At 45.9% G+C, this 21,214-nt stretch carries 17 protein-coding genes; all 17 read right to left on the reverse strand.

All coding sequences use genetic code 11. From position 1 onward, the window contains the following. Nucleotides 1-3: 3 nt before the first annotated feature. Entirely contained in the window at nucleotides 4-519 is a 516-nt protein-coding gene (locus tag DXD06_RS01920; protein WP_158569462.1) for a stage III sporulation protein AB, read from the reverse strand. Continuing rightward, nucleotides 492-1,415 (reverse strand): ATPase, T2SS/T4P/T4SS family, encoded by a 924-nt coding sequence (locus DXD06_RS01925; protein ID WP_243000823.1) that lies wholly within the window; start codon nucleotides 1,413-1,415, stop codon nucleotides 492-494. Before DXD06_RS01925 ends, DXD06_RS01920 begins: the two co-directional genes overlap by 28 nt. Nucleotides 1,416-1,516: 101 nt before the next feature. Continuing rightward, the gene (argS, locus tag DXD06_RS01930) at nucleotides 1,517-3,301 is read right to left on the reverse strand and encodes an arginine--tRNA ligase (protein WP_117830434.1); all 1,785 of its coding nucleotides are present in this window, start codon (nucleotides 3,299-3,301) and stop codon (nucleotides 1,517-1,519) included. 156 nt (nucleotides 3,302-3,457) lie between these two features. Then, nucleotides 3,458-4,849 carry an NADPH-dependent glutamate synthase gene (gltA, locus tag DXD06_RS01935; RefSeq protein ID WP_022046171.1) on the reverse strand — a complete coding sequence of 464 codons (1,392 nt, stop codon included), beginning with the start codon at nucleotides 4,847-4,849 and terminating at the stop codon, nucleotides 3,458-3,460. Then, nucleotides 4,849-5,739: a sulfide/dihydroorotate dehydrogenase-like FAD/NAD-binding protein gene (locus DXD06_RS01940; protein ID WP_022046172.1), complete on the reverse strand. Its 891-nt coding sequence runs from the start codon at nucleotides 5,737-5,739 to the stop codon at nucleotides 4,849-4,851. Before DXD06_RS01940 ends, gltA begins: the two co-directional genes overlap by 1 nt. Before the next feature lie 124 nt (nucleotides 5,740-5,863). After that, nucleotides 5,864-6,808: a TIGR03943 family putative permease subunit gene (locus DXD06_RS01945; RefSeq protein ID WP_117830435.1), complete on the reverse strand. Its 945-nt coding sequence runs from the start codon at nucleotides 6,806-6,808 to the stop codon at nucleotides 5,864-5,866. A 39-nt stretch (nucleotides 6,809-6,847) separates the two neighbouring features. Beyond that, nucleotides 6,848-7,969, reverse strand: a complete 1,122-nt coding sequence (locus DXD06_RS01950) for a CobW family GTP-binding protein (protein WP_117830436.1) — start codon at nucleotides 7,967-7,969, stop codon at nucleotides 6,848-6,850. Nucleotides 7,970-8,053: 84 nt separating this feature from the next. After that, nucleotides 8,054-9,784, reverse strand: coding sequence for an ABC transporter ATP-binding protein (locus tag DXD06_RS01955; RefSeq protein WP_117830437.1), 1,731 nt, complete (start codon nucleotides 9,782-9,784; stop codon nucleotides 8,054-8,056). Nucleotides 9,785-9,851: 67 nt separating this feature from the next. Next, the gene (rpsU, locus tag DXD06_RS01960) at nucleotides 9,852-10,028 is read right to left on the reverse strand and encodes a 30S ribosomal protein S21 (protein ID WP_006856185.1); all 177 of its coding nucleotides are present in this window, start codon (nucleotides 10,026-10,028) and stop codon (nucleotides 9,852-9,854) included. A gap of 140 nt (nucleotides 10,029-10,168) precedes the next feature. Next, nucleotides 10,169-11,902, reverse strand: coding sequence for a methyl-accepting chemotaxis protein (locus DXD06_RS01965; RefSeq protein ID WP_117830438.1), 1,734 nt, complete (start codon nucleotides 11,900-11,902; stop codon nucleotides 10,169-10,171). A gap of 13 nt (nucleotides 11,903-11,915) precedes the next feature. Then, complete coding sequence (locus DXD06_RS01970) at nucleotides 11,916-13,214, reverse strand: extracellular solute-binding protein (RefSeq protein WP_117830439.1); 1,299 nt, start codon at nucleotides 13,212-13,214, stop codon at nucleotides 11,916-11,918. Nucleotides 13,215-13,376: 162 nt separating this feature from the next. Then, nucleotides 13,377-16,037 carry an alanine--tRNA ligase gene (alaS, locus tag DXD06_RS01975; protein WP_117830440.1) on the reverse strand — a complete coding sequence of 887 codons (2,661 nt, stop codon included), beginning with the start codon at nucleotides 16,035-16,037 and terminating at the stop codon, nucleotides 13,377-13,379. Nucleotides 16,038-16,054: 17 nt separating this feature from the next. Continuing rightward, complete coding sequence (locus tag DXD06_RS17205; protein ID WP_022046179.1) at nucleotides 16,055-16,192, reverse strand: hypothetical protein; 138 nt, start codon at nucleotides 16,190-16,192, stop codon at nucleotides 16,055-16,057. 72 nt (nucleotides 16,193-16,264) lie between these two features. Next, entirely contained in the window at nucleotides 16,265-17,020 is a 756-nt protein-coding gene (locus DXD06_RS01980) for an MBL fold metallo-hydrolase (protein WP_117830441.1), read from the reverse strand. Beyond that, nucleotides 17,011-17,847: a purine-nucleoside phosphorylase gene (locus DXD06_RS01985; RefSeq protein WP_117830442.1), complete on the reverse strand. Its 837-nt coding sequence runs from the start codon at nucleotides 17,845-17,847 to the stop codon at nucleotides 17,011-17,013. Before DXD06_RS01985 ends, DXD06_RS01980 begins: the two co-directional genes overlap by 10 nt. Nucleotides 17,848-17,960: 113 nt before the next feature. Further along, nucleotides 17,961-19,460, reverse strand: coding sequence for a stage IV sporulation protein A (gene spoIVA / locus DXD06_RS01990; RefSeq protein ID WP_117830443.1), 1,500 nt, complete (start codon nucleotides 19,458-19,460; stop codon nucleotides 17,961-17,963). Nucleotides 19,461-19,553: 93 nt separating this feature from the next. Then, a complete protein-coding gene (malQ, locus tag DXD06_RS01995; RefSeq protein WP_117830444.1) occupies nucleotides 19,554-21,137 on the reverse strand; it encodes a 4-alpha-glucanotransferase in 1,584 nt (527 codons plus the stop codon). Between the last annotated feature and the right edge of the window lie 77 nt (nucleotides 21,138-21,214).

Genomic DNA, 21,214 nt, shown 5'->3' on the forward strand with positions numbered 1-21,214 from the left:
CCTTTACACCAGAAGAATGATCATAACCACGCCGGTCAGCATTCCAACAGGCAGATACACCCGCTGTTTTTTAAAAAATTCCAATCGTGACTCTGCCAGAAATTTTTCCATCCGTTTTCTGCAGATTTCATTGCATCGCAGATTCTCTGCACGGCCTTCGCCATAAAATGCTCCCGCGGCAGACGTAAGGATTTCCCAGCCCTCCTGCCCGATCTGCAGTTCTCTTTTGTGCTTCTGCAGACAATCCTGCCAGATTTTCTGCCCGCTTGGATTCTGATGGTTGCGCATACATACACAGACCTCATCCAGAAATGCCTGCATGGACGCATCTGCCGTTTCATAAAAAGACAAAAAATCGTACAACCGCACGTGTTCCTGTTCCAGTGCATATCCCCAGCGCACAAACAGGCGTATCCATTCCCCCGCCATCCGCTGTCTTGCTTTTTCCCCCTCTGCCCATTTGTACAAAAATCCGGCACACCCTGCCAGTATCAGGACGGTTCCGAAAATCCTTGCCACAATGGATTTCCTCCTCCCTCATATACAGTGAGAATCCGGCGCCCGTCCGGTTTTCTCTGCAGACCAATGAGCCGCATCTGTGAGCGGATCAGATCCAGTCCGCCCATCTGCAGGCGGTGCAAAACCTCTAAGACACTGCCGGCATGTATGGTTCCAAGGATCGATACCCCGCACCGGGCACAGTCTGCCACCGCAGCAAAGTCCTCCGGAAGTCCCAGTTCGTCCACTGCAATGATCTGCGGGGACATGGAACGAAGCAGCATATGGATTCCATGTTCCTTCGGACAATTGTCCAGCACATCCGTGCGGGGGCCCAGATCGTTTTGCGGAATTCCCCGGTAACACGCGGCAATTTCCGACCGTTCATCGACTACCCCGACCTTTTTCCCGGCACGCAGGTGATTTCCTTTCGAAAGCAGCCGGATACAATCCCTTAAATATGTTGTTTTTCCGACCCCCGGCGGTGCAAAGAAAAACGTATGATATACGTTCTCTCCGCAATACAGCCATGGAATCAGTACCGATGCACACCCCTTTTTTTCGTGAGCCAGACGGATATTTAAACCGCTGATACAGCTTAACAGCTTCATACAGCTTGAGGTTCCGTGTTTCTCATAGCTTGCCCGCCCGGAAACCCCGATCCTGTGCCCGCCTTCCAGCGTAAAATACCCCTGTCGCAGTTCTTCTTCCAGTGCATACACGGAATATCCACTCAGATAATTCAGTACCTCCCGCATATGTGCTTCCGTGAGCAGCCCAATCTCTTTTTCTTTCTCATCCGCATATAAAATTTCCAGCGGTTGTCCGACCCGAAGCCGGATTTCTTCTGCCCCGCACAACGTTTCTGCTTCCATCTGCGTTCGAAAATCTACCGGAAGATATTCTGTAATCTCCATTCTGTCACTTCCTCCATGTTTCTTTCCATAAAAAATGAGCCATAAGGACAAATCCCTATGACTCATTTATATGTTTTATATGTGATTTTAGAACATCCGATTTACATACGGTCCGGTGCGGAAAAACCAAGCACATTGATACAGGTCTCAAGAATATTTTTGGTCAGTACCAAAAGACCGATATAAGAAGCCTGTACCTTAAAATCTTCCTCGGAAAGAATCTTTGTCTCATGATAAAATCCGTTGAATGCATTGGCCAGTTCATAAATATATGCACAGATCTTGTGCGGTGCTTTCTCCTCATATGCATTTTCCATCATGGCATTGAAACGTGACAATACAAGCATCAGGTTCTTCTCACTTGCAGAATGTGCCCCAAGAATCGGTGCATCCGGCAGCGAATTTTTTGCAGTGTATTTCTTTAAAATGGATTTAATACGCACAATCGTATATAAAATATACGGTCCTGTATTCCCTTCAAAAGAAGTAAAACGCTCAATATCAAAACAGTAGTCCTTGCTTGCCTGATTGGACAGATCTCCGTATTTGACTGCTGCCAGAGCAACCGTTTTTGCAGTCTGCTTTGCCTCTTCCTCGGAAATATCGAGGTTTTCCTTTTCTTTCTGGTTCTCTGTAATCTTTTTGAGCATCTCCTCATTGATCTCATCAAGCAGATATTCCAGACGCATAACGCCGCCATCTCTTGTCTTAAACGGTTTGCCGTCTTTTCCGTTCATGGTACCGAATCCGATATGGGTCAGTTCCACATCCGGTCCGACGAGTCCGGTCTTTCTTGCACAGCGGAATACCTGTACGAAATGCATGCTCTGACGCTGATCCGTCAGGTAAATAATGGCATCCGGGTTGTAATCCTGCATACGCATCACAATCGTAGCAAGATCTGTCGTACTGTATAAGGAAGCTCCGTCTGACTTTAAAATGATACATGGCGGAATCTCTTTTGTATCCGTATCCTCTTTGACATCCACAACCAGGGCCCCTTCGCTCATGTAGGCAAAGCCCTTGTCCTTCATCATCTGTACCATATCCGGAATATACGGCTGTGCATCCGACTCTCCCTTCCAGAGCTCAAAGGAGACATTCAGATTATCATAGTTCTTCTTTAAATCTGTCACGGAAACATCCAGAATGTGTGCAAGAAGTGCACGGTATCCCCGTCTGCCGGCCTGCAGCTGGCTGGTTGCCTCCATGGCAGCCTCACGGAACGCTTCGTCTTCCTTACTCTTTTTGCTGGCAGTCGGATAGATATCCTCCAGTTCGGAAATGGTAAACGGCGCCTCTTTCGGATATTCTCCGGTATAGCTTTCATCATAGTATACCAGATCCGGCTTACGCTCTTTTAATTCTACAATGATCAGTCCCATCTGCAGACCCCAGTCTCCCAGATGCACATCACCGATCATGTGATGTCCCATAAATTTGCCGATCCGCTTGATACTCTCTCCAATGACAGCAGAGCGCAGATGTCCGACATGCAATGGCTTGGCAACATTGGCCCCGCCGTAATCTACAATAATGGTCTTCGGATGTGCCGCTTTGTCACAGCCAAATCTTCCCTCATCTGCTTTCATATCGCTGACATATTTCGCCAGATAGGCAGGACTTACTTTCATATTGATAAATCCCGGTTTTACAGACTCTACGCTCTCAAACAGTTCGTTTTCTGCCAGCGCCTGCGCAATCTTATCCGAAATCATGAATGGTGCACACTTGTACTCCTTTGCCGCAGCCATTGCTCCGTTACACTGGTATTCACACAGGTCCGGACGATTGGAAAGTGTAACTTTCCCGTATTTTGCATCATATCCCTGACCGGTAAATGCATTTGTCACCTGCTCGGTGATCAGATCTATTAATGTCTTCATCCTAGGGTTCTCCTCTTTTTTTACTACAGATTATTGTATACATCATAGAGGAAAAAGTCAAACGCTTCTTCGTATCTGACATTTTTCTTCATACAAAAACGGCTGCCACATTACGCGGCAGCCGTCTCCACTTTTATCAGTTCTATCCGTTATTGTCTAATTGTTCTTTCCGGAAAGGTACTCATCAATACCCTTTGCAGCTGCCTTACCTGCTCCCATTGCAAGGATAACGGTAGCGGCACCTGTTACGGCATCTCCACCTGCATAAACACCGTCTTTGCTTGTTGCACCGGTATCTTCGGTTGCAACGATACACTTGCGGCGGTTTGTCTCAAGCCCCTTGGTGGTGGAAGAAATGAGTGGGTTTGGAGAGGTACCGAGTGACATGATCACGGTATCACAATCCATCTCATACTCAGAACCAGGAATCTCCACCGGACTTCTTCTTCCGGACGCATCCGGCTCACCGAGTTCCATCTTGATGATGCGCACACCCTTTACCCAGCCATTCTCATCGACAAGAATTTCCGTCGGATTCTGCAACAGATCAAAAATGATTCCCTCTTCTTTTGCGTGATGTACTTCTTCCTTACGCGCTGGAAGTTCTTCCTCACCACGACGGTATACAATATGTACCTCTGCGCCGAGACGGAGTGCGGTTCTTGCAGCATCCATGGCTACATTACCACCACCGACAACGACAACTTTCTTTCCATGGGAAATCGGGGTTTCATATCCTTCCTCAAATGCTTTCATGAGGTTGTTTCTTGTCAGGAATTCGTTTGCAGAGAATACTCCGTTTGCCTGCTCGCCAGGGATTCCCATGAAACGTGGAAGTCCTGCTCCGGAACCGATAAATACAGCCTCAAAGCCTTCCTTTTCCATCAGCTCATCGATCTTTACGGATTTACCGATGACAACGTTGGTCTCGATATCCACACCGAGTGCTTTTACGTTTTCTACCTCGGCTGCTACAACCTTGTCCTTTGGAAGACGAAACTCCGGAATACCGTAGCTTAACACACCACCGGCACGATGCAGTGCTTCAAAAATGGTCACATCGTAGCCAAGCTTTGCCAGATCTCCGGCACAGGTCAGACCTGCAGGGCCGGAACCGATCACAGCTACTTTGTGTCCGTTTAACTTCTCTGCTTTCTTTGGCTTGATACCGTGCTCGCGTGCCCAGTCTGCAACGAAACGCTCTAATTTACCGATGGCAACCGGATCACCCTTGAAACCGCGGATACATTTACCTTCACACTGGCTCTCCTGTGGGCAGACACGTCCACAGACAGCCGGAAGTGCGGAAGACTCGGAGATAATATGATAAGCCTCCTCAAAATTGCGCTCCTTGACCTGTGCGATAAATGCCGGAATATTGATAGAAACCGGACATCCCTTCATACACTGTGCGTTTTTACAATTTAAGCAACGGGAAGCCTCTGCAACTGCCTCTTCCTCGTTGTATCCATAACATACTTCCTCAAAATTCGTAGCACGAACCTTTGGTTCCTGCTCACGAACCGGTACTCTGACTAATCCTTCCATTACTTGTCACCTCCGCAATGGCCGCATCCACCGTGATGGGTAGCGCCCTCTTCATATGCGAGCTTTGCTCTGCCTTCTTCTGTCTTATACTGCTGCTGACGCTTCATTGCCTGATCAAAGTCAACGAGATGTCCGTCGAACTCCGGTCCGTCAACACATGCGAATTTTACTTCTCCGCCAACCATCAGACGGCATGCTCCACACATACCGGTTCCGTCTACCATGATCGGGTTCATGGATACAACGGTAGGAATCTCAAGCTTCTTGGTAAGGATGGTAACGAATTTCATCATGATCATCGGTCCGATTGCGACACATACATCATAATGTTTTCCCTCATCGATCAATGCCTGTAACTGCTGGCAGCCATTTCCGTGAAATCCATAAGTACCGTCATCCGTACATACATATACATTTCCCGCTACTGCCTTCATCTCATCCATATAAAAAAGCAGATCCTTGGTACGGGAACCCATGATCACGTCTGCATCAATTCCGTGCTCATGCAGCCATTTTACCTGGGGGTATACCGGTGCGGTTCCCAGACCTCCTGCGATAAATACAATTTTCTTTTTTCTGGTCTCCTCAAGGTTCTCCTCCTCACAGAGTTCGGACGGACATCCCAAAGGTCCAACGAAATCTTCGAGAGCATCGCCCTCATTTAAGGCCATCATACGCTCGGTTCCTGCGCCAATCGTCTGTACCACGATGGTGACAGTCTCCTTCTCTCTGTCATAGTCACAGATCGTAAGCGGAATACGCTCTCCTACTTCATCTGTCTTTGCAATGATAAACTGTCCCGGCAGACACTCATTGGCCACACGCGGTGCCTTGATGTCCATCAGGATAATGTTATCTGCCAATGTTTCTTTTCGAACAATCGGGTACATAAACTGCCTCCTGTATGTAATAAATTTAATCTAATCCCTGTTCTCTTTTTCTGCTGAATACAAAAAGAGGTGCATAACACACCTCTTTATTGTATATGACTTCTTCACTTTTCGCAACGACTTTTTACGAAAAATATACAAGCTCATCTTCCGGTTTCTGGGCTTTTTCGATGGAAACCGGGTAAAGAACCGGTCCTTTTCCCTTATATTCCCGTGCAAATTCGACACGAATCTCTGCCGTAATTGTAATCCATGACTTGTGCGGAAGTTCCTCTTCCCGGTCATATTTACATTTGAAACCGATAAATGTCACATCCTCAATGCAGCAGGTCATCGCAAACCGTCCCGGAACAAACACGCCTTTCTTGAGTTTATCCGGATTATATACCAGAGCCAGAAATTTTACTTTCTTGCGATCGTATTTCTTGTAATTTTCCATGGCATCCATGTACCAGATCGCATAATCCGCATCGGTCAGCTCAATCACATCCTGATTGATATCAAACGGTAATTCCTCCGGACGCTCATCAATCGTTCCGTCCTTGCGCTCATAGACGATCTGCGCTTTCCGGTTGATGTTCTTAATGGTACGGCGCAGATGTCCGCGATCGGTATCATCATCTGTACGGTTAAAAATAACCACATCACTGGAAAAAACCTGTTCCTGCATCATTGCACGCATATTGTTCATATACAGATCATACGTCGTGGAATCTACGGTTGCCAGTGACTGTACAATCACCCAGCCCTCCGGCATTTTTGCCTCAAGCAGCTTGTCCATCCCCCAGGTGCCGTTGTACTCGATAAAAATTTGTTCCGGCTGATAGGTGTCCTGGATTTCCTGCAGTTTTGCAGGCGTAAAATCCTCTTCCTCTTCGACCGTTACCAGCTTGAAGTTGATGGTTGCCAGTTTTGCTTCGTCATATTCTTTCTCGCCATCTTCGCACATGATGATAATTCCTTTCGAACCATCACCGAAGTTATTCTCAAACAGCGTTTCTTCTACGAGAGTTGTTTTTCCGCTGTCCATAAATCCTGTAAATAAATATACCGGAATATCCTGTGCCATAATTGCTCTCCTTACATTTTTATTGGGGTTTACAGCATTTTAAAGACCAAATGTCTTCAGTAATTCATCCTCATGAATCTCCGTTCCGATTACCACGATACGTCCGGTGTAATCCGGCTCACCCTCACGGATCTCATACTCGCCCGGAACCATATCAAAGTACAGCCAGGTACCATCGGTACTCTCCACCATACCTTTGGAGCGGAGGATATTGTCAGAATCGACAAACTTCTTAAGTACTTCCTCAAGTTTTGCACGCTCGAATTTGTGCGGTGTCTCCTTGCCCCAGCTGGTAAATACATCATCTGCATGATGATGGTGATGGTGCTCATGGTCATGGCAGCCACAGGTACAGTTTTCATCATGCTCATGGTCATGGTCATGATCGTGATGATGCTCATGTTCTTCGTGGTCATGGTCATGATGATGCTCATGTTCTTCGTGGTCATGGTCATGATGATGCTCATGTTCTTCGTGGTCATGGTCATGATGATGGTGCTCATGCTCATGTTCTGCCTCTTCCTTTGCATGATGTGCCTCGGCAAGAGCCTTCATCTCCAGATTATCCTGTCCTTCTATTACCTTAAGAATCTGTTCTCCGGATAATTTTGCCCAGTCTGTTGTAATAATGGCAGCCTTTGGATTCAGTTCCTGAATTTTATTGACACAAAACTCCAGCTGTTCCGGTGTTGCATTCTGGCTGCGGCTTAAAATGACAGTTGTCGCATACTCGATCTGGTTGTTGAAAAACTCACCGAACGCCTTCATCTGCTTGCTCGCCTTAAGCGCGTTTACAACCGTTACCAGTGCGTTTAATTTTACATCCTGCTCTTTTTCAATATCAATCACGGACTTCATAACATCGGAAAGCTTACCGACTCCGGATGGCTCAATCAAAATACGGTCCGGATGATACTTGGTGATGACTTCATTTAAGTTCTTTCCGAAATCACCAACTAAAGAACAGCAGATGCATCCGGAATTCATCTCTGTAATCTGGATTCCTGCATCCTTTAAAAAACCACCGTCAATGCCGACCTCGCCAAATTCATTCTCGATAAGGACAATCTTTTCCCCGGTAAATGCCTCATCTATCATCTTTTTGATAAAAGTTGTTTTTCCGGCTCCTAAGAATCCGGAGATAATATCTATTTTTGTCATGATAATCCACTCCTTTTTGTTTTTTCAAAATCTATTCTATTTTACTCGTTTTTTTATAATAATGCAAGTTGTGACACAGCCGGTCTAATAATGCATATGATAAAGTTTTTCATACACACCGCCCCGTGCCAGCAGTTCTTCATGGGAACCGGATTCCGCAATCCCGTCTTCTGTCAGAACCAAAATTTTTTGTGCATTCTGGATCGTTGTCAGACGGTGGGCGATCACAAATGTCGTACGGTTCTTTGCCAGTTTCTCCAATGATTCCTGTACGACCCTCTCACTCTCGTTATCCAGTGCGGAAGTTGCCTCATCAAAGATCAGAACCGGTGGATTTTTCAAAAAGACACGGGCTATGGAAAGCCGCTGCTTCTGTCCTCCGGAGAGCTTAATTCCACGCTGTCCGATATCTGTATCATATCCATCGGGAAATGCCATGATAAATTCGTGGGCATTGGCATTTTTTGCAGCGGCAATCACTTCTTCCCTTGTCGCATCTGGCTTTCCATATCGTATATTTTCAAAAATTGTTCCCGCAAACAGGTATACGTCCTGCTGCACCATTCCGATGTGGTCACGCAGGCTCTTTAACGTCACCTTACGGACATCTTTCCCATCCACGCGGATACATCCCCCGGTTACATCATAGAATCGCGGAATCAGGGAACAAAGCGTTGTCTTTCCGGCACCGGATGATCCCACCAGTGCCATATATGACCCTGCAGGCACATGCAGATTGATCCGGTTAAGCACCTTCTCCTGATTGTCTTTGTACTGAAAAGAAACATTTTCAAAATCAATGGTTCCTTTCACATCGGTCAGTGCTACCGCATCGTTTGCATCCTGGATTTCCGGTTCGATATTCATAATTTCCTGAAACCGTTCAAATCCCGTATAGCCATTCTGAAACTGCTCGGTAAAGTCCACCAGTGTCCGGATTGGATCCGTAAATACCCCAATATACAGCAAAAACGTAACCAGATCATTGACCGTGACCATTCCCTTTGCAATGAGAACCCCTCCGGCAAGGATGACATTTACCTGAATCAGTGTTGTAAAAACGCCAACCCCGGCCTGAAAACTACCCATGTAATGATAACTGTTCTTCTTTGCCGCAAGAAATCCGTCATTCCCATGACGAAATTTTTCGTTTTCAATTGCCTCATTGGCAAACGATTTCACCACACGGATACCTGACAGATTATCCTCGATCTGTTCATTAATCTCGGCAATTTTAATGCGGTTCTGCTGAAAGGCCCGGCGCATCCGCTTATTTAACGCAAATGCAAATACAAACATAACCGGAAGCACTGCAAACGCGGCAAGCGCAAGCCATCCATTAATGTTGAGCAGGATCACAAACGCTCCCACTATCTTTAATACCGACAGGATAATATTCTCCGGACCATGGTGCAGCAGTTCTGTAATATCAAATAAATCTGCCGTCACACGGCTCATCAGCTGTCCGACTTTTGCATCATCATAAAAGGAAAAAGACAGTTTCTGCAGATGCCCAAACAATTCGGCCCGCATGTCATATTCCATCTTTGCCCCCATCACATGTCCATAATTTCCGATAAAAAACCGGCTGTAACAGTCCAATGCCAGAAGCACAAACAATCCGATGCCAATCAAAAAAAGTTTCCGCAGCATCATCTGGGGCTGCTGATAAATCAGAGTCGATGTCACATACCGCACAACCAGTGGAATAGTCAGTGCCACTGCCGCAGAAAGTGTCGCAAATAACATGTCTGCCGCAAAAACTGCCCGGTAGGGTTTGTAATAGCTTATCATTTTTTTCAGATTTTGATTCATGGTTCACCTCATCCTGATCATTTCTGCAAAAAAGCACCCCGCGAGTTATCCCGCGGGGTTAAATACATTAGTTGTATTTTCTTTTTCTAGCAGCTTCAGATTTCTTCTTACGCTTTACGCTTGGCTTCTCGTAATGCTCTCTCTTACGAATCTCCTGCTGGATACCAGCCTTCGCACAGTTTCTCTTGAAACGACGTAATGCGCTATCTAAAGTCTCATTCTCTTTTACGATTACACTAGACATTCTTTCCTAACCTCCCTCCAGTTGCGATATTGTGCATCAACTGTAAGGTAATCTTAATTGCACTATCGATTATTTTAACAAAATATCCTGATTTGTCAATAGTTTTTCCGAAATTTGCATAGTTTTTTTCTTCCACATGCTTAAAGCTTTGTAAACACGGAAGTTTCTTTCTTCAATCCCTCTGCAATCGCAAAGTTCTCATCCATCTTCTTGGAAATTTTATCCATATCGGATACAAGAACTTGTGTGCTGTCCGCTGCTGAAACGACTCCACTGACGCCTTCCTCGATCGCATGGGAAATCGTATTTACGGAATTTGCAATCTCATCCATGGAATTCTGTAAAGAATCCGTCTTTGCCTCGAAATCTGCCATGACACCTTCGATAAATGTTGCCTTGTCATGATATGCGCCACCGGATTCCACAAATTTCTGGAATTCCGGCAGGATTTTTTCATTCATGTACTCTACCAGTCCGTTTGCATTGTCTGCAAGATTATGTACTGCAGTTATGACAATGGCATTGATGCTCTGGATATTGTTAGCCGCTTCCTGACTGGCGGCTGCCAGCTGGCTGATTTCGGAGGCAACCACTGCAAATCCTTTTCCTGCATCCCCGGCACGGGCAGCCTCAATGGATGCGTTTAATGCAAGCAGGTTTGTCTGGCTTGCAATATTTAAGATGTCGTTTGTCAGATTGTCTACCTGATTGACACTGTTGCTGTCCTCAATTGCCTGACTCAGCACGGAAACAATGTCATTTACCTTCGTACCTGTTGTATCCATATTTTCACGCGCAGCATGTTCCATTGCCTCTGCATGCTCTTTCATTTCTTTTGTATACTGATTAATTTCAATCGTTTTTTCTGCAATTGACTTGACTTCACCAGCAACCGATTCGGTATTTTCATTAATCCGTGAAGCATTGTCGGAAATATCCTGCATCGTTGCAGAAAGTTCTTCCGTCAGTGCGGACAGATCGGACACACTTCCATTGGAAGTCTGTACACTCTCACGCACTTCATTTACAACGCCCTCAAGTTCCCTGGAATTGCTGCTGATCATCCGGAAAATCTCCTGCAGCTTTGCCATAAAAGCATTGATGCCTCCACCGACAGATGCTACTTCTTTGTTGTTGGTAATGGTAACCCTGCGGGTCAGGTCACCCTGCCGGTTATCAATTTCGGAAATAATCTCATTTATTTCCCTGTTCGTATTTGCAAGCGGATAAATTACCCACCGAAGCACTGCCACCATTGCTGAAAAAAGTGCCGCAATACTAATCAGAATCGTCACTATGCTTGTTCCGATTGAACTATGGTATGCAGATGTCAGTTTCTGTCTCTGTGCATCCGCATCCTGGTTTACAATTTTTTTGATACTTTCGATATCCGACTCAATGGCATCTGCACACTTGCTGATTTTTCCATTGGCAAGTTCATAGGCATCTTCACTTTTCCCTGCTGCGGAAAATGCCATAACATTGGCACATTCATACTTTAATTCTTCGTAATTTTTTTTGATATCATTGTATTCTTTTTTGGTATCCGGTGTCACGTATATCTTGTAACTTTCCAGATCTTTCTCCAATGCATCTTCCTGACTGCGGATTTTTTCCACCAGCTGGATCATGGAATCCAGATCCACCGCTATAATATGGGACAGTCCCAGATTATGCATGTCCTGCGTCTGTCTCTGGATTTCTGCCAGACTCGAAACATTCTTTAAAGATACTTCCGAAATCTGTACGGCACTCCGGTTAACGTTCTTGATATTAGAAACAGACATCACATTCGAGATGATACTGAATATTCCAAGTATAAATACCGGAATTAAAATGATAAGTTTGGTACTTAATTTCTTTTTCTGATTCATATACTCCCACCTCTTAGCCTGCTACTGATTTTGTAATACCACTGACCAGATTATCCATCAGTTCCTGTAACTTTACGTGGTTTGGATTTCCTGCTGCCATCGTATTCCCGAATGCCTTGCTTGCATCCCAGTAACTGTTTCCGACACGCTGCAGTTTTCCGAATTCCGACTGTGCAATCACCGCCTGAATGGATGGGGAAGCCTTAACCGCATCCGAATCCGCCGCCTTTGTATTGGAAGGTCCCTGTCCGTTCATCTCAAACCGGACAGTCTGGTTCTGCTCATTGGTCATCCAGTCTGCCAGTTTTGCTGCCCACTGTGGATTTGCCGAATAAGCACTGACTCCCATCAGCTTATAGCCGGTAAAGGAAGCCATCTGTACCTGTTTCCCTGCCACGGTATAGGTCGGAAGCTTGGCTGCGCCAAGATCATCTCCCCAGATATTTTTCAGTTCGGTCTCACTCCATACACCGCTTACCCCTGCAATTACACTGCCTTTTTTGGCATCTTTAATAAAATCTTCATTCACCGCATTTTCAAATCCACTGCTGGAACTGATGTCAAGCATCGCCTGCGCAATATCCACGCCTTTGATCTCCCCTTCGGTGGAATTCCAGTCACAGTGGTTTGTCACATTGTCATCATTGACACCGAAATCCAGTCCTGTATTTCCGAAAAACGAATACAGATACCAGCCGGAAGACCAGTCCATCGTAAACTTCTTATGATTTTTTTCTGCTACTTTTAAAATGCCGTCAAGGGTTTTGACATCCGAATCGCTCAGGTACTTTTTGTTATAATACAAAAAATACCCATTGTCTGCAGTCATGGGATATGCATAAAGCGTATCATTAACTGTGGCAGCGTCTATTGCGCCCTCCACATTTGCTTTTTTCACTTCGTCCGCATTCGGAACCGGATACAATGCACCGCCGGCCACCATAGAAGCCACCTGGTCATCTGCAAGAATAAACACATCAGCTGCGTTATGCACATCTCCAAGCACATTGTCACGCGTATCGGAATCCGCATTCTGTTCCAGGGTGATATCAAAAGTTGCCTGACCCTTATACTCTTCTTTGAAACTGTCGATCATCTTATTCAACGCATCATACGTTGATTCCTCTGCCCACACTCTCAGTTTTACCGTTCCGCTCGTCCTGTCCGTCTCCTGTGCACCGCCCTGCGTGGTCTCCGTTGCACCCTGAGGCACCGCCGATGCGCAGCCGCCCAGCATGGACACGGCAAAGATTCCTGCCAGCACGGCTGACAATAACCTCTTTCTCTTCATAAAGTCTCTCCCTTTCTTCATGTCGTTTCCACCTTTTGTTGTATATACACAAATTTCACAGTGGATCTACTGTTATTATACTATAAATATTTGCAAAAAACAGGTAAAATCGCATTCTTATTGCGCTTTTTTACCTGTTTTTTGCATTTTTATTATATTCTTTTAAGTGTTATCAGTTATAGATTATTTTAACATGTTTTCCAGTGCCGTCTTCGCCTGTGCAATGGCATCCGGAATACCCGCCGGATTCTTTCCACCGGCCTGTGCCATATTCGGACGTCCGCCGCCGCCACCACCGACGTTTCCAGCGATCGCCTTGATCAGATTACCGGCATGTGCCCCCTGCTTCATCGCTGCATCGGTTGCCATGGCAATCAGGTTTACCTTTCCGTCACAATCGGATGCGATCACTACGACGCCCTCACCGATCTTGTCCTTCAGCTGGTCACCGAGATCACGCAGACCATTCATATCCACACCGGATACGCTGGTTGCCAGAAGCTTCACACCTTTGACCTCCTGGATCTGATTCATCACATCCCCAAGTGCATCCTTTGCTGCCCTGCTCTTTAACGCCTCATTCTCACTCTGCAGCTCTTTCAGCTCCGCAGTCAGATGATCCAGGCGCTCTTTCAAGTTTGCAGGCGTAGATTTTACAACTTTAGCCGCTGCCTCAAATTCGTCTTCCATCTTTTTGTAATATGCAATCACATTGTCACCAGTCAGTGCTTCGATACGGCGCACACCGGCCGCAACACCGCTCTCTGAAAGAATCTTAAATGTCTTGATCTCTGCAGTATTCTTTACATGTGTACCGCCACAGAACTCCCTGGAGAACTCTCCCATGGAAACGACTCGGACTTTTTCCCCATACTTTTCGCCAAACAGAGCCATTGCCCCGGTCTTCTTTGCCTCATCAACGGTCATGATATCGGTACGGACTTCCATGCCCTCGTTGACCTTTTCATTGACCATGTCTTCCACTTTCTGTAACTCTTCCGGAGTCATGGCTGCAAAGTGGGTGAAATCAAATCTGGTACGCTCACTGTCCTGATAAGAACCCGCCTGCTCGACATGTGTACCCAGCACTTCGCGGAGTGCTTTCTGCAGTAAATGGGTTGCAGAATGGTTTGCACAGGTCTTTGCGCGAAGGTCTGCATCTACCATCAGTTCCACTTCCTCGCCGGTATGGATCATGCCGGACACCATATGCCCGATATGTCCGTATTTACCGCCCAGAAGCTTAACCGTATCCTCTACCTGAAATACGCCGTCTGCCGTACGGATCTGTCCCTTATCACCCTGCTGACCGCCCATCGTGGCATAAAACGGAGTCTTCTCTACGATAATGGTTCCTGCATCCCCATCGGAAAGTGCTTCCACGATCTCGGTCTCGGTCGTCATAACCGTAACTTTAGAAGCATATGTCAGATTCTCGTATCCGACAAATTCTGTTGTGATGGAAGGATCAATCTGCTCGTAAACCGTTGCATCCGCACCCATGTAGTTTGTCACTTTACGGGCACTTCTGGCTTTCTGCCTCTGTTCTTCCATACAGGCCTTAAACTCGTCCTCATTATAGGAAAAGCCCTTTTCTTCAAGGATTTCTTCGGTCAGATCTACCGGGAATCCGTAAGTATCGTAAAGTTTGAATGTATCGGCACCGGAAAGTTCCTTTTTGCCGTTTTTCTTCATCTCCTCCATCAGGTCAGACAAAATGGCAAGTCCCTGATCGATGGTCTTATTGAATTTCTCTTCTTCCTGTGTCAGAACCTTAAAGATAAATTCTTTCTTCTCTTCCAGTTCCGGATATCCATCCTTGCTCTCATTGATGACAGTTTCTGATAATTTTGCAAGAAACAGTCCGTCAATTCCAAGCATCTTTCCGTGACGTGCCGCACGACGGATCAGACGGCGCAGAACGTAGCCTCTTCCTTCATTGCTTGGCATAACACCATCGGATACAAGAAATGTGGAAGAACGGATATGATCCGTAATCAGACGGATGGATACGTCATCCATGGCATCTACTTCATACTTCTTTCCGGACATCTCACAAATCTTGTCGCGGATCGCTTTCATAGTATCAATATCAAATACGGAATCCACATCCTGCATAACAACTGCCAGACGCTCAAGTCCCATACCAGTATCAATATTTTTCTGGGAAAGCTCGGTATAACCGCCCTTGCCGTCCCCTTCAAACTGTGTAAACACGTTGTTCCATACTTCCATGAAACGGTCACACTCACAGCCTACTTTACAATCCGGACTTCCGCATCCGTATTTTTCGCCTCTATCATAGTAAATTTCAGAACACGGACCACATGGACCGGCACCATGCTCCCAGAAGTTGTCACATTCTCCGGTCTCAGGATCACGGTAAAAACGTGTGATTTTTTCTCCCGGAACACCTACCTCTTTGGTCCAGATCTCATATGCTTCCTCATCTTCTCCATAAATGGACGGATAAAGACGATCCTCCTCAAGCCCAAGTACCTTTGTCAGGAATTCCCATGACCAGGCAATTGCTTCATGCTTAAAATAATCCCCAAAAGAGAAGTTTCCAAGCATCTCAAAAAATGTAAGGTGACGCGCAGTCTTTCCTACATTTTCAATATCTCCGGTACGCACACACTTCTGACATGTAGTCACACGTCTGCGTGGCGGAATCTCCTGTCCTGTAAAATACGGCTTGAGCGGTGCCATTCCCGCATTGATGAGTAATAAGCTGTTGTCATTGTGTGGTACTAATGAAAAGCTCTTCATGACAAGATGTCCCTTGCTCTCGAAGAAGTCAAGATACATCCGGCGCAGCTCATTTACGCCATAACTCTTTTTCATTACCAGTTCCTCCAAAATCATTCTTTCGTCGTGTCAGCCTTCGCATCCTTGTGCCTGCGGAGTCTGATACCAATAAATGCCCCTAATCCGCCGATCAAAGCCAAAGCAGCCATCTCGACCACATATCTGCCAATACATAAAAGAAAATCTGTCATATAGTTTTCTCCTCTCTGTTGTTACCCCATTAACTTAATTATTATATATGAATTTTTCTGTAAATTCAAGAGTTAGAGTTCCCCGAACGGAAATACCTGATTCTCCCTTTCAATTTCAATTACGCGGTCTGCCATTCCAAGATTTGTAATGTGTTTTTTGTATTCCCTGATTGCAGAATAATCCTGCCACATATGCATCGGGAAAACAAATTCTGCATCGGTGTTTTTCAGCACAAAATCAATTCCGAGTGTCTGATACGGTCCCAGCCGCGGATCCATCGGGACAAACGCAAAATTGACCGGCTTGTCCGCAAGCTTACGGATCTCGTGCCGGAATGCACGCTCCTGTTTTCCGTTTATAAGCTCTCCTACGTGTTCCATCTTCCAGTCGTTTAAATCTCCTGCATGGAAGATGCTCACCCCACGCACATTCACATAAAATGCCACTCCTGCATCGGTAGACAACAGGGTCTGGATCTTTAGATCATCCACTTCATAATGGTTGTTTGCGGAGACAAACGTCACTTTTTTCCGCACCCCCGGGTCAATTCCATGCTTTTGCAGAAAATGCGGACTGATGCGGATATCCTTGGATAAAATATAATGTATATTGGTATATTTTTCACTCCAGCGCAGAATATCCATGTCAAAATGATCCTGATGTTTGTGGCTGGCAAACATATAGATTTTTGTATCCGGTGCGTAATCCGGAATCTTTCCCGTAAAGTGGAAACCATTCACCCGATCCCCGCCAAAATAATCAAAAATCAATACCAGATCATCCACTTCCACCAGAAAACAGCTGTGATGTATAAAAATTACCTGCATGTTGTTCCAATCTCCTTTATCATCTGTGTTACAAGCTTTTGAAATACCGGAGCCACCGCATCGGCTGCTTCCTGCACCTCCTTATGTGACAATGGCTGTGGCGAAATGCCGCATGCCAGATTCGAGATACAGGAAATTCCCACAATCCGCATCCCCATATGATTCGCCGCCACAGCCTCACATGCCGTACTCATTCCTACGGCATCCGCTCCGAGTGTACGCGCCATTGCCACCTCCTGTGGAGATTCATAGGCCGGCCCGGTAAACTGCAGATACGTTCCCTCTTTTAAATCCGCCCCGGTCTCTGCCGCACATTTTTTTGCGATTTTCTGTAAATCATAATCATAAATCCGGCTCATATCCGGAAACCGCGGTCCCAGTTCCTCTATATTTTCTCCAATGAGCGGCGACGGAACAAAACTTGCAATCTGCCCGGTAAGAAGCATCAGATCCCCCGCCTTCATGCCCAGCTGGATTCCGCCCGCTGCATTTGTCAAAAACAGAACTTCTGCCCCCAGAAGTTTCATCAGCCGGATCGGCCGTACCACTTCCGTCATGGAATATCCTTCATAATAATGCACACGTCCCTGCATGCACACAACCGGCACATCCCCGACATAACCAAACACAAAGCGCCCGGTATGGCCCGGCACCGTAGATACCGGAAATCCCTCGATCTCATGATAATCCACCGCGGCCTCCACGCGAAGCTGCGACACATAATCACCCAGACCGGACCCCAGTACCAGTGCCACTTTCGGCACAAAATCTGTTTTCGTCCTCACGCTGCGCACACAGCGCATGAGAGTTTCATATTCGTTGCTCATTTGTTCTCCTTATTTTTTGCAATTACATACAGAATTTCATTAACTAATAGTATAACAGAATCAAAAATAAAATAAAACAAGAGCAACTGAAATTCATACTTTTTTTATTTCTCTTAAATAATGATGCAGATCATTCCCCCATTGCTGTCATTGACAATTTTCTGCATGGTATCCTGCAGTTTCAGCTGGCACTCATCATCCATCTGCAGGATCTTGCTGCGGATGCCGTCTTCCATCAGTTCCCCGACCGATTTTCCGAAAATATTTGTGGTCCAGATTCCTTCCTTGCTCTCCTCCCCCTCGCGGATATATGCAATCAGATCATTTGCCTGTTCCTCACTGCCGACAATCGGTGCTATTTCGGTCTCAATGTCTGCCTTGATCATATGAATGGACGGGGAAATTGCCCGCATTTTCACGCCATATTTTCCGGCATGCTGGATCAGCACCGGATCTTCCATCCGGATATCCGAAAGCCCCGGCATGACCACTCCATACCCCTTCTGTTCCACAGCAGCCATGGCATCTTCCACACGCTCGTATTCTTTTTTCATCCGGGAGAGGGAACGCAGCATGGAAATCATCTGATATTCCCCTTCGATCTGCATTCCCGTCATCTCACTGATGTAGGAGAAATAGCACTGTTCCGTTGTCTCCATACGGATCGTCACGGTTCCGTTGGAAAGATCTGCCGTCTGCAGCTGGATGTCACGAAAGACTTCCTCTGCCATCTGCTCATTTGCACTTTTTACCCATTCCTGCCCGGCAAGCACAGCCGCTGCATCCCGCACGCGGCCGATTCCATCCATCAGTCTTGATGCCGTCTGAATCATGGCTGCCTTTAATTTATGTTCCATTGGAAGCATTTCCGTCCACTTCGGAATTGCAAAGTCCACACGGGTAACCGGAAATTCAAACAGAATCGCCTTCATAACTGTGACCAGATCCTCCCGGTGCATCTGCTGACAGTTGACCGGAACCACTACCGCCTGATATTCCTGCTCTAAACTTTCTTTCAGTGCAAGTGTCTCACTGCTGTATGGGCGCACGGAATTTAAAACAATCACATACGGTTTTCCAATCTCTTTAAGCTTTTCCACCGCGGTTTGTTCTGCCTCCACATAATTTTCCCGCGGAAGTTCCCCGATACTGCCATCCGTTGTCACCACAATACCAATGGTTGCATGGTCTTTGATTACTTTTTCTGTTCCAATTCTCGCTGCATCCGAAAAAGGAATTTCCTCCTCGAACCACGGCGTATGTACCATGCGGTATCCGTCCCCCTCCAGATGACCATTTGCTCCCTCTACCATAAACCCGACACAGTCAATCAGACGCACACTGACACTGCTCTCATCTGCAAGTGTGATCTCTGCTGCCTCCTGCGGAATAAATTTCGGTTCTGTCGTCATGATCGTTTTCCCGGCGGCTGACTGAGGCAATTCATCGAGCGTCCGTTTTTTTTCTTCCTCATCTTCGATGTACGGAAGTACAAACAGATCCATAAACCGCTTAATGAACGTTGACTTTCCGGTGCGGACCGGTCCTACGACACCAATGTAGATTTCGCCGTTCGTTCTTTTCTGGATATCTTTATATAAATCAAACTCCATAAAAAAATCTCCCTTCTTTGCATATTCGATTAATCTATCTAATCTATATGCAAAGGGGAGAATTCTTATTCACAGAAATACTCTGTTGTATATTTATTTCTCAGATGACTTCTTTTTGTCGGAAGTCTTCTTCTTTGCAGCTTCTTTCTCTGCTGCTTCCTTCTCTGCTGCTTTCTTTGCCTGCTCAGCAAGCACTTTTTCATTGATGCGTCCATACATCTGCATGTATTTATAGAGTTTCTTTGCCAGATCCTTGGTAATCTGTCCCTCTAGGGCACGCCACTTCCAGTTTTCTCCAAGTGTGGACGGAATGTTGATGCGGGCTTCGGAGCCAAGTCCGATCAGATCCTGCATCGGAACAATTGCCATATCTGCAACGGAAGACCATGCGGCACGCATCATACCCCAGTTATAACCTTCCTCCTCCGTCAGGTTCAGGTATTCGATTGCAAACTTGACAGATGCTTTCGGTGCGGTCTTCATCCATCCCATCACGGTATCATTGTCATGTGTTCCTGTATATACAACACAGTGACTGGTATAGGTGTGCGGCAGATAATCACTTCCCTCACGGCTGTCAAACGCAAACTGGATGACTTTCATGCCCGGGAATCCGGAATCCTTTAACAGTTTGCGGACAGAATCTGTCAAAAATCCCAGATCTTCCACGATAATCGGAAGTTTGCCAAGTTTCTTCTCCAACTGGTTAAACAGATCCATACCCGGACCCTGCTTCCATTTTCCGTTCTTTGCAGTTTTATCTTTGGCTGGAATCGCATAATAAGAATCAAATCCCCGGAAATGATCAATACGGATAATATCATACAGCTCGCTCATCGCTTTGATTCGTTTGGTCCACCATGCATAGTTATCTTTTTTCATTTCATCCCAGCGGAACAGTGGATTGCCCCAGAGCTGTCCGTCTGCAGAAAATCCATCTGGCGGACATCCAGCTACTTCAATCGGATTTAAATCTTCATCCAGATAAAACTGTTTCGGATTTGCCCATACATCCGCACTGTCTCCGGCCACATAGATCGGCACATCTCCGATAATCTCGATTCCGTTTTCATTGGCATATGCCTTTAACTCTCTCCACTGTTTAAAGAACAGATACTGAAGCATCTTATAAAACTCAATATCTTCTGCGTACTTTTTTCTTGCCTCATCCAATGCCGCTGCGTCACGCACACGAAGTTTCTCATCCCACTCGGCCCATGCTTTTCCGTCATTGGCATCTTTTAATGCCATAAACAGCGTATAATCTTCCAGCCAGTCCTTTTCCGCCTCACAAAATGACGAAAAATCTTCCGGCATATTTTTTACAAAACGGGCATATGCTTTATGCAGCAATGCATAGCGTGATACATACATGGTTCCATAATCAATGTATTCCTCGCTTGTGCCCCAGTCAAATGACTCACATTCCTTTTTCTTTAATAAATTTTCCTTGCAGAGAATGTCCAGATCAATAAAATAAGGATTTCCCGCAAAACTGGAAAACGACTGATACGGTGAATCTCCGTAACTGGTCGGACAGATCGGCAGAATCTGCCAGTAAGTCTGACCTCCTTTTATCAGAAAGTCTACAAATTTTCTGGCTGATTTTCCCATAGTTCCAATGCCATACGGTGATGGCAGGGAAGATATCGGCATAAGTACGCCACTTGTTCTCATAAGTGATTCCTCCTAAGATCCAATCTATAATCTATAATTATATCATACCACCTTTTTGTCCCCTTGTAAAAAACATT

The organism is Roseburia sp. TF10-5 (assembly GCF_003462365.1).
GTDB lineage: Bacteria > Bacillota > Clostridia > Lachnospirales > Lachnospiraceae > Roseburia > Roseburia faecis.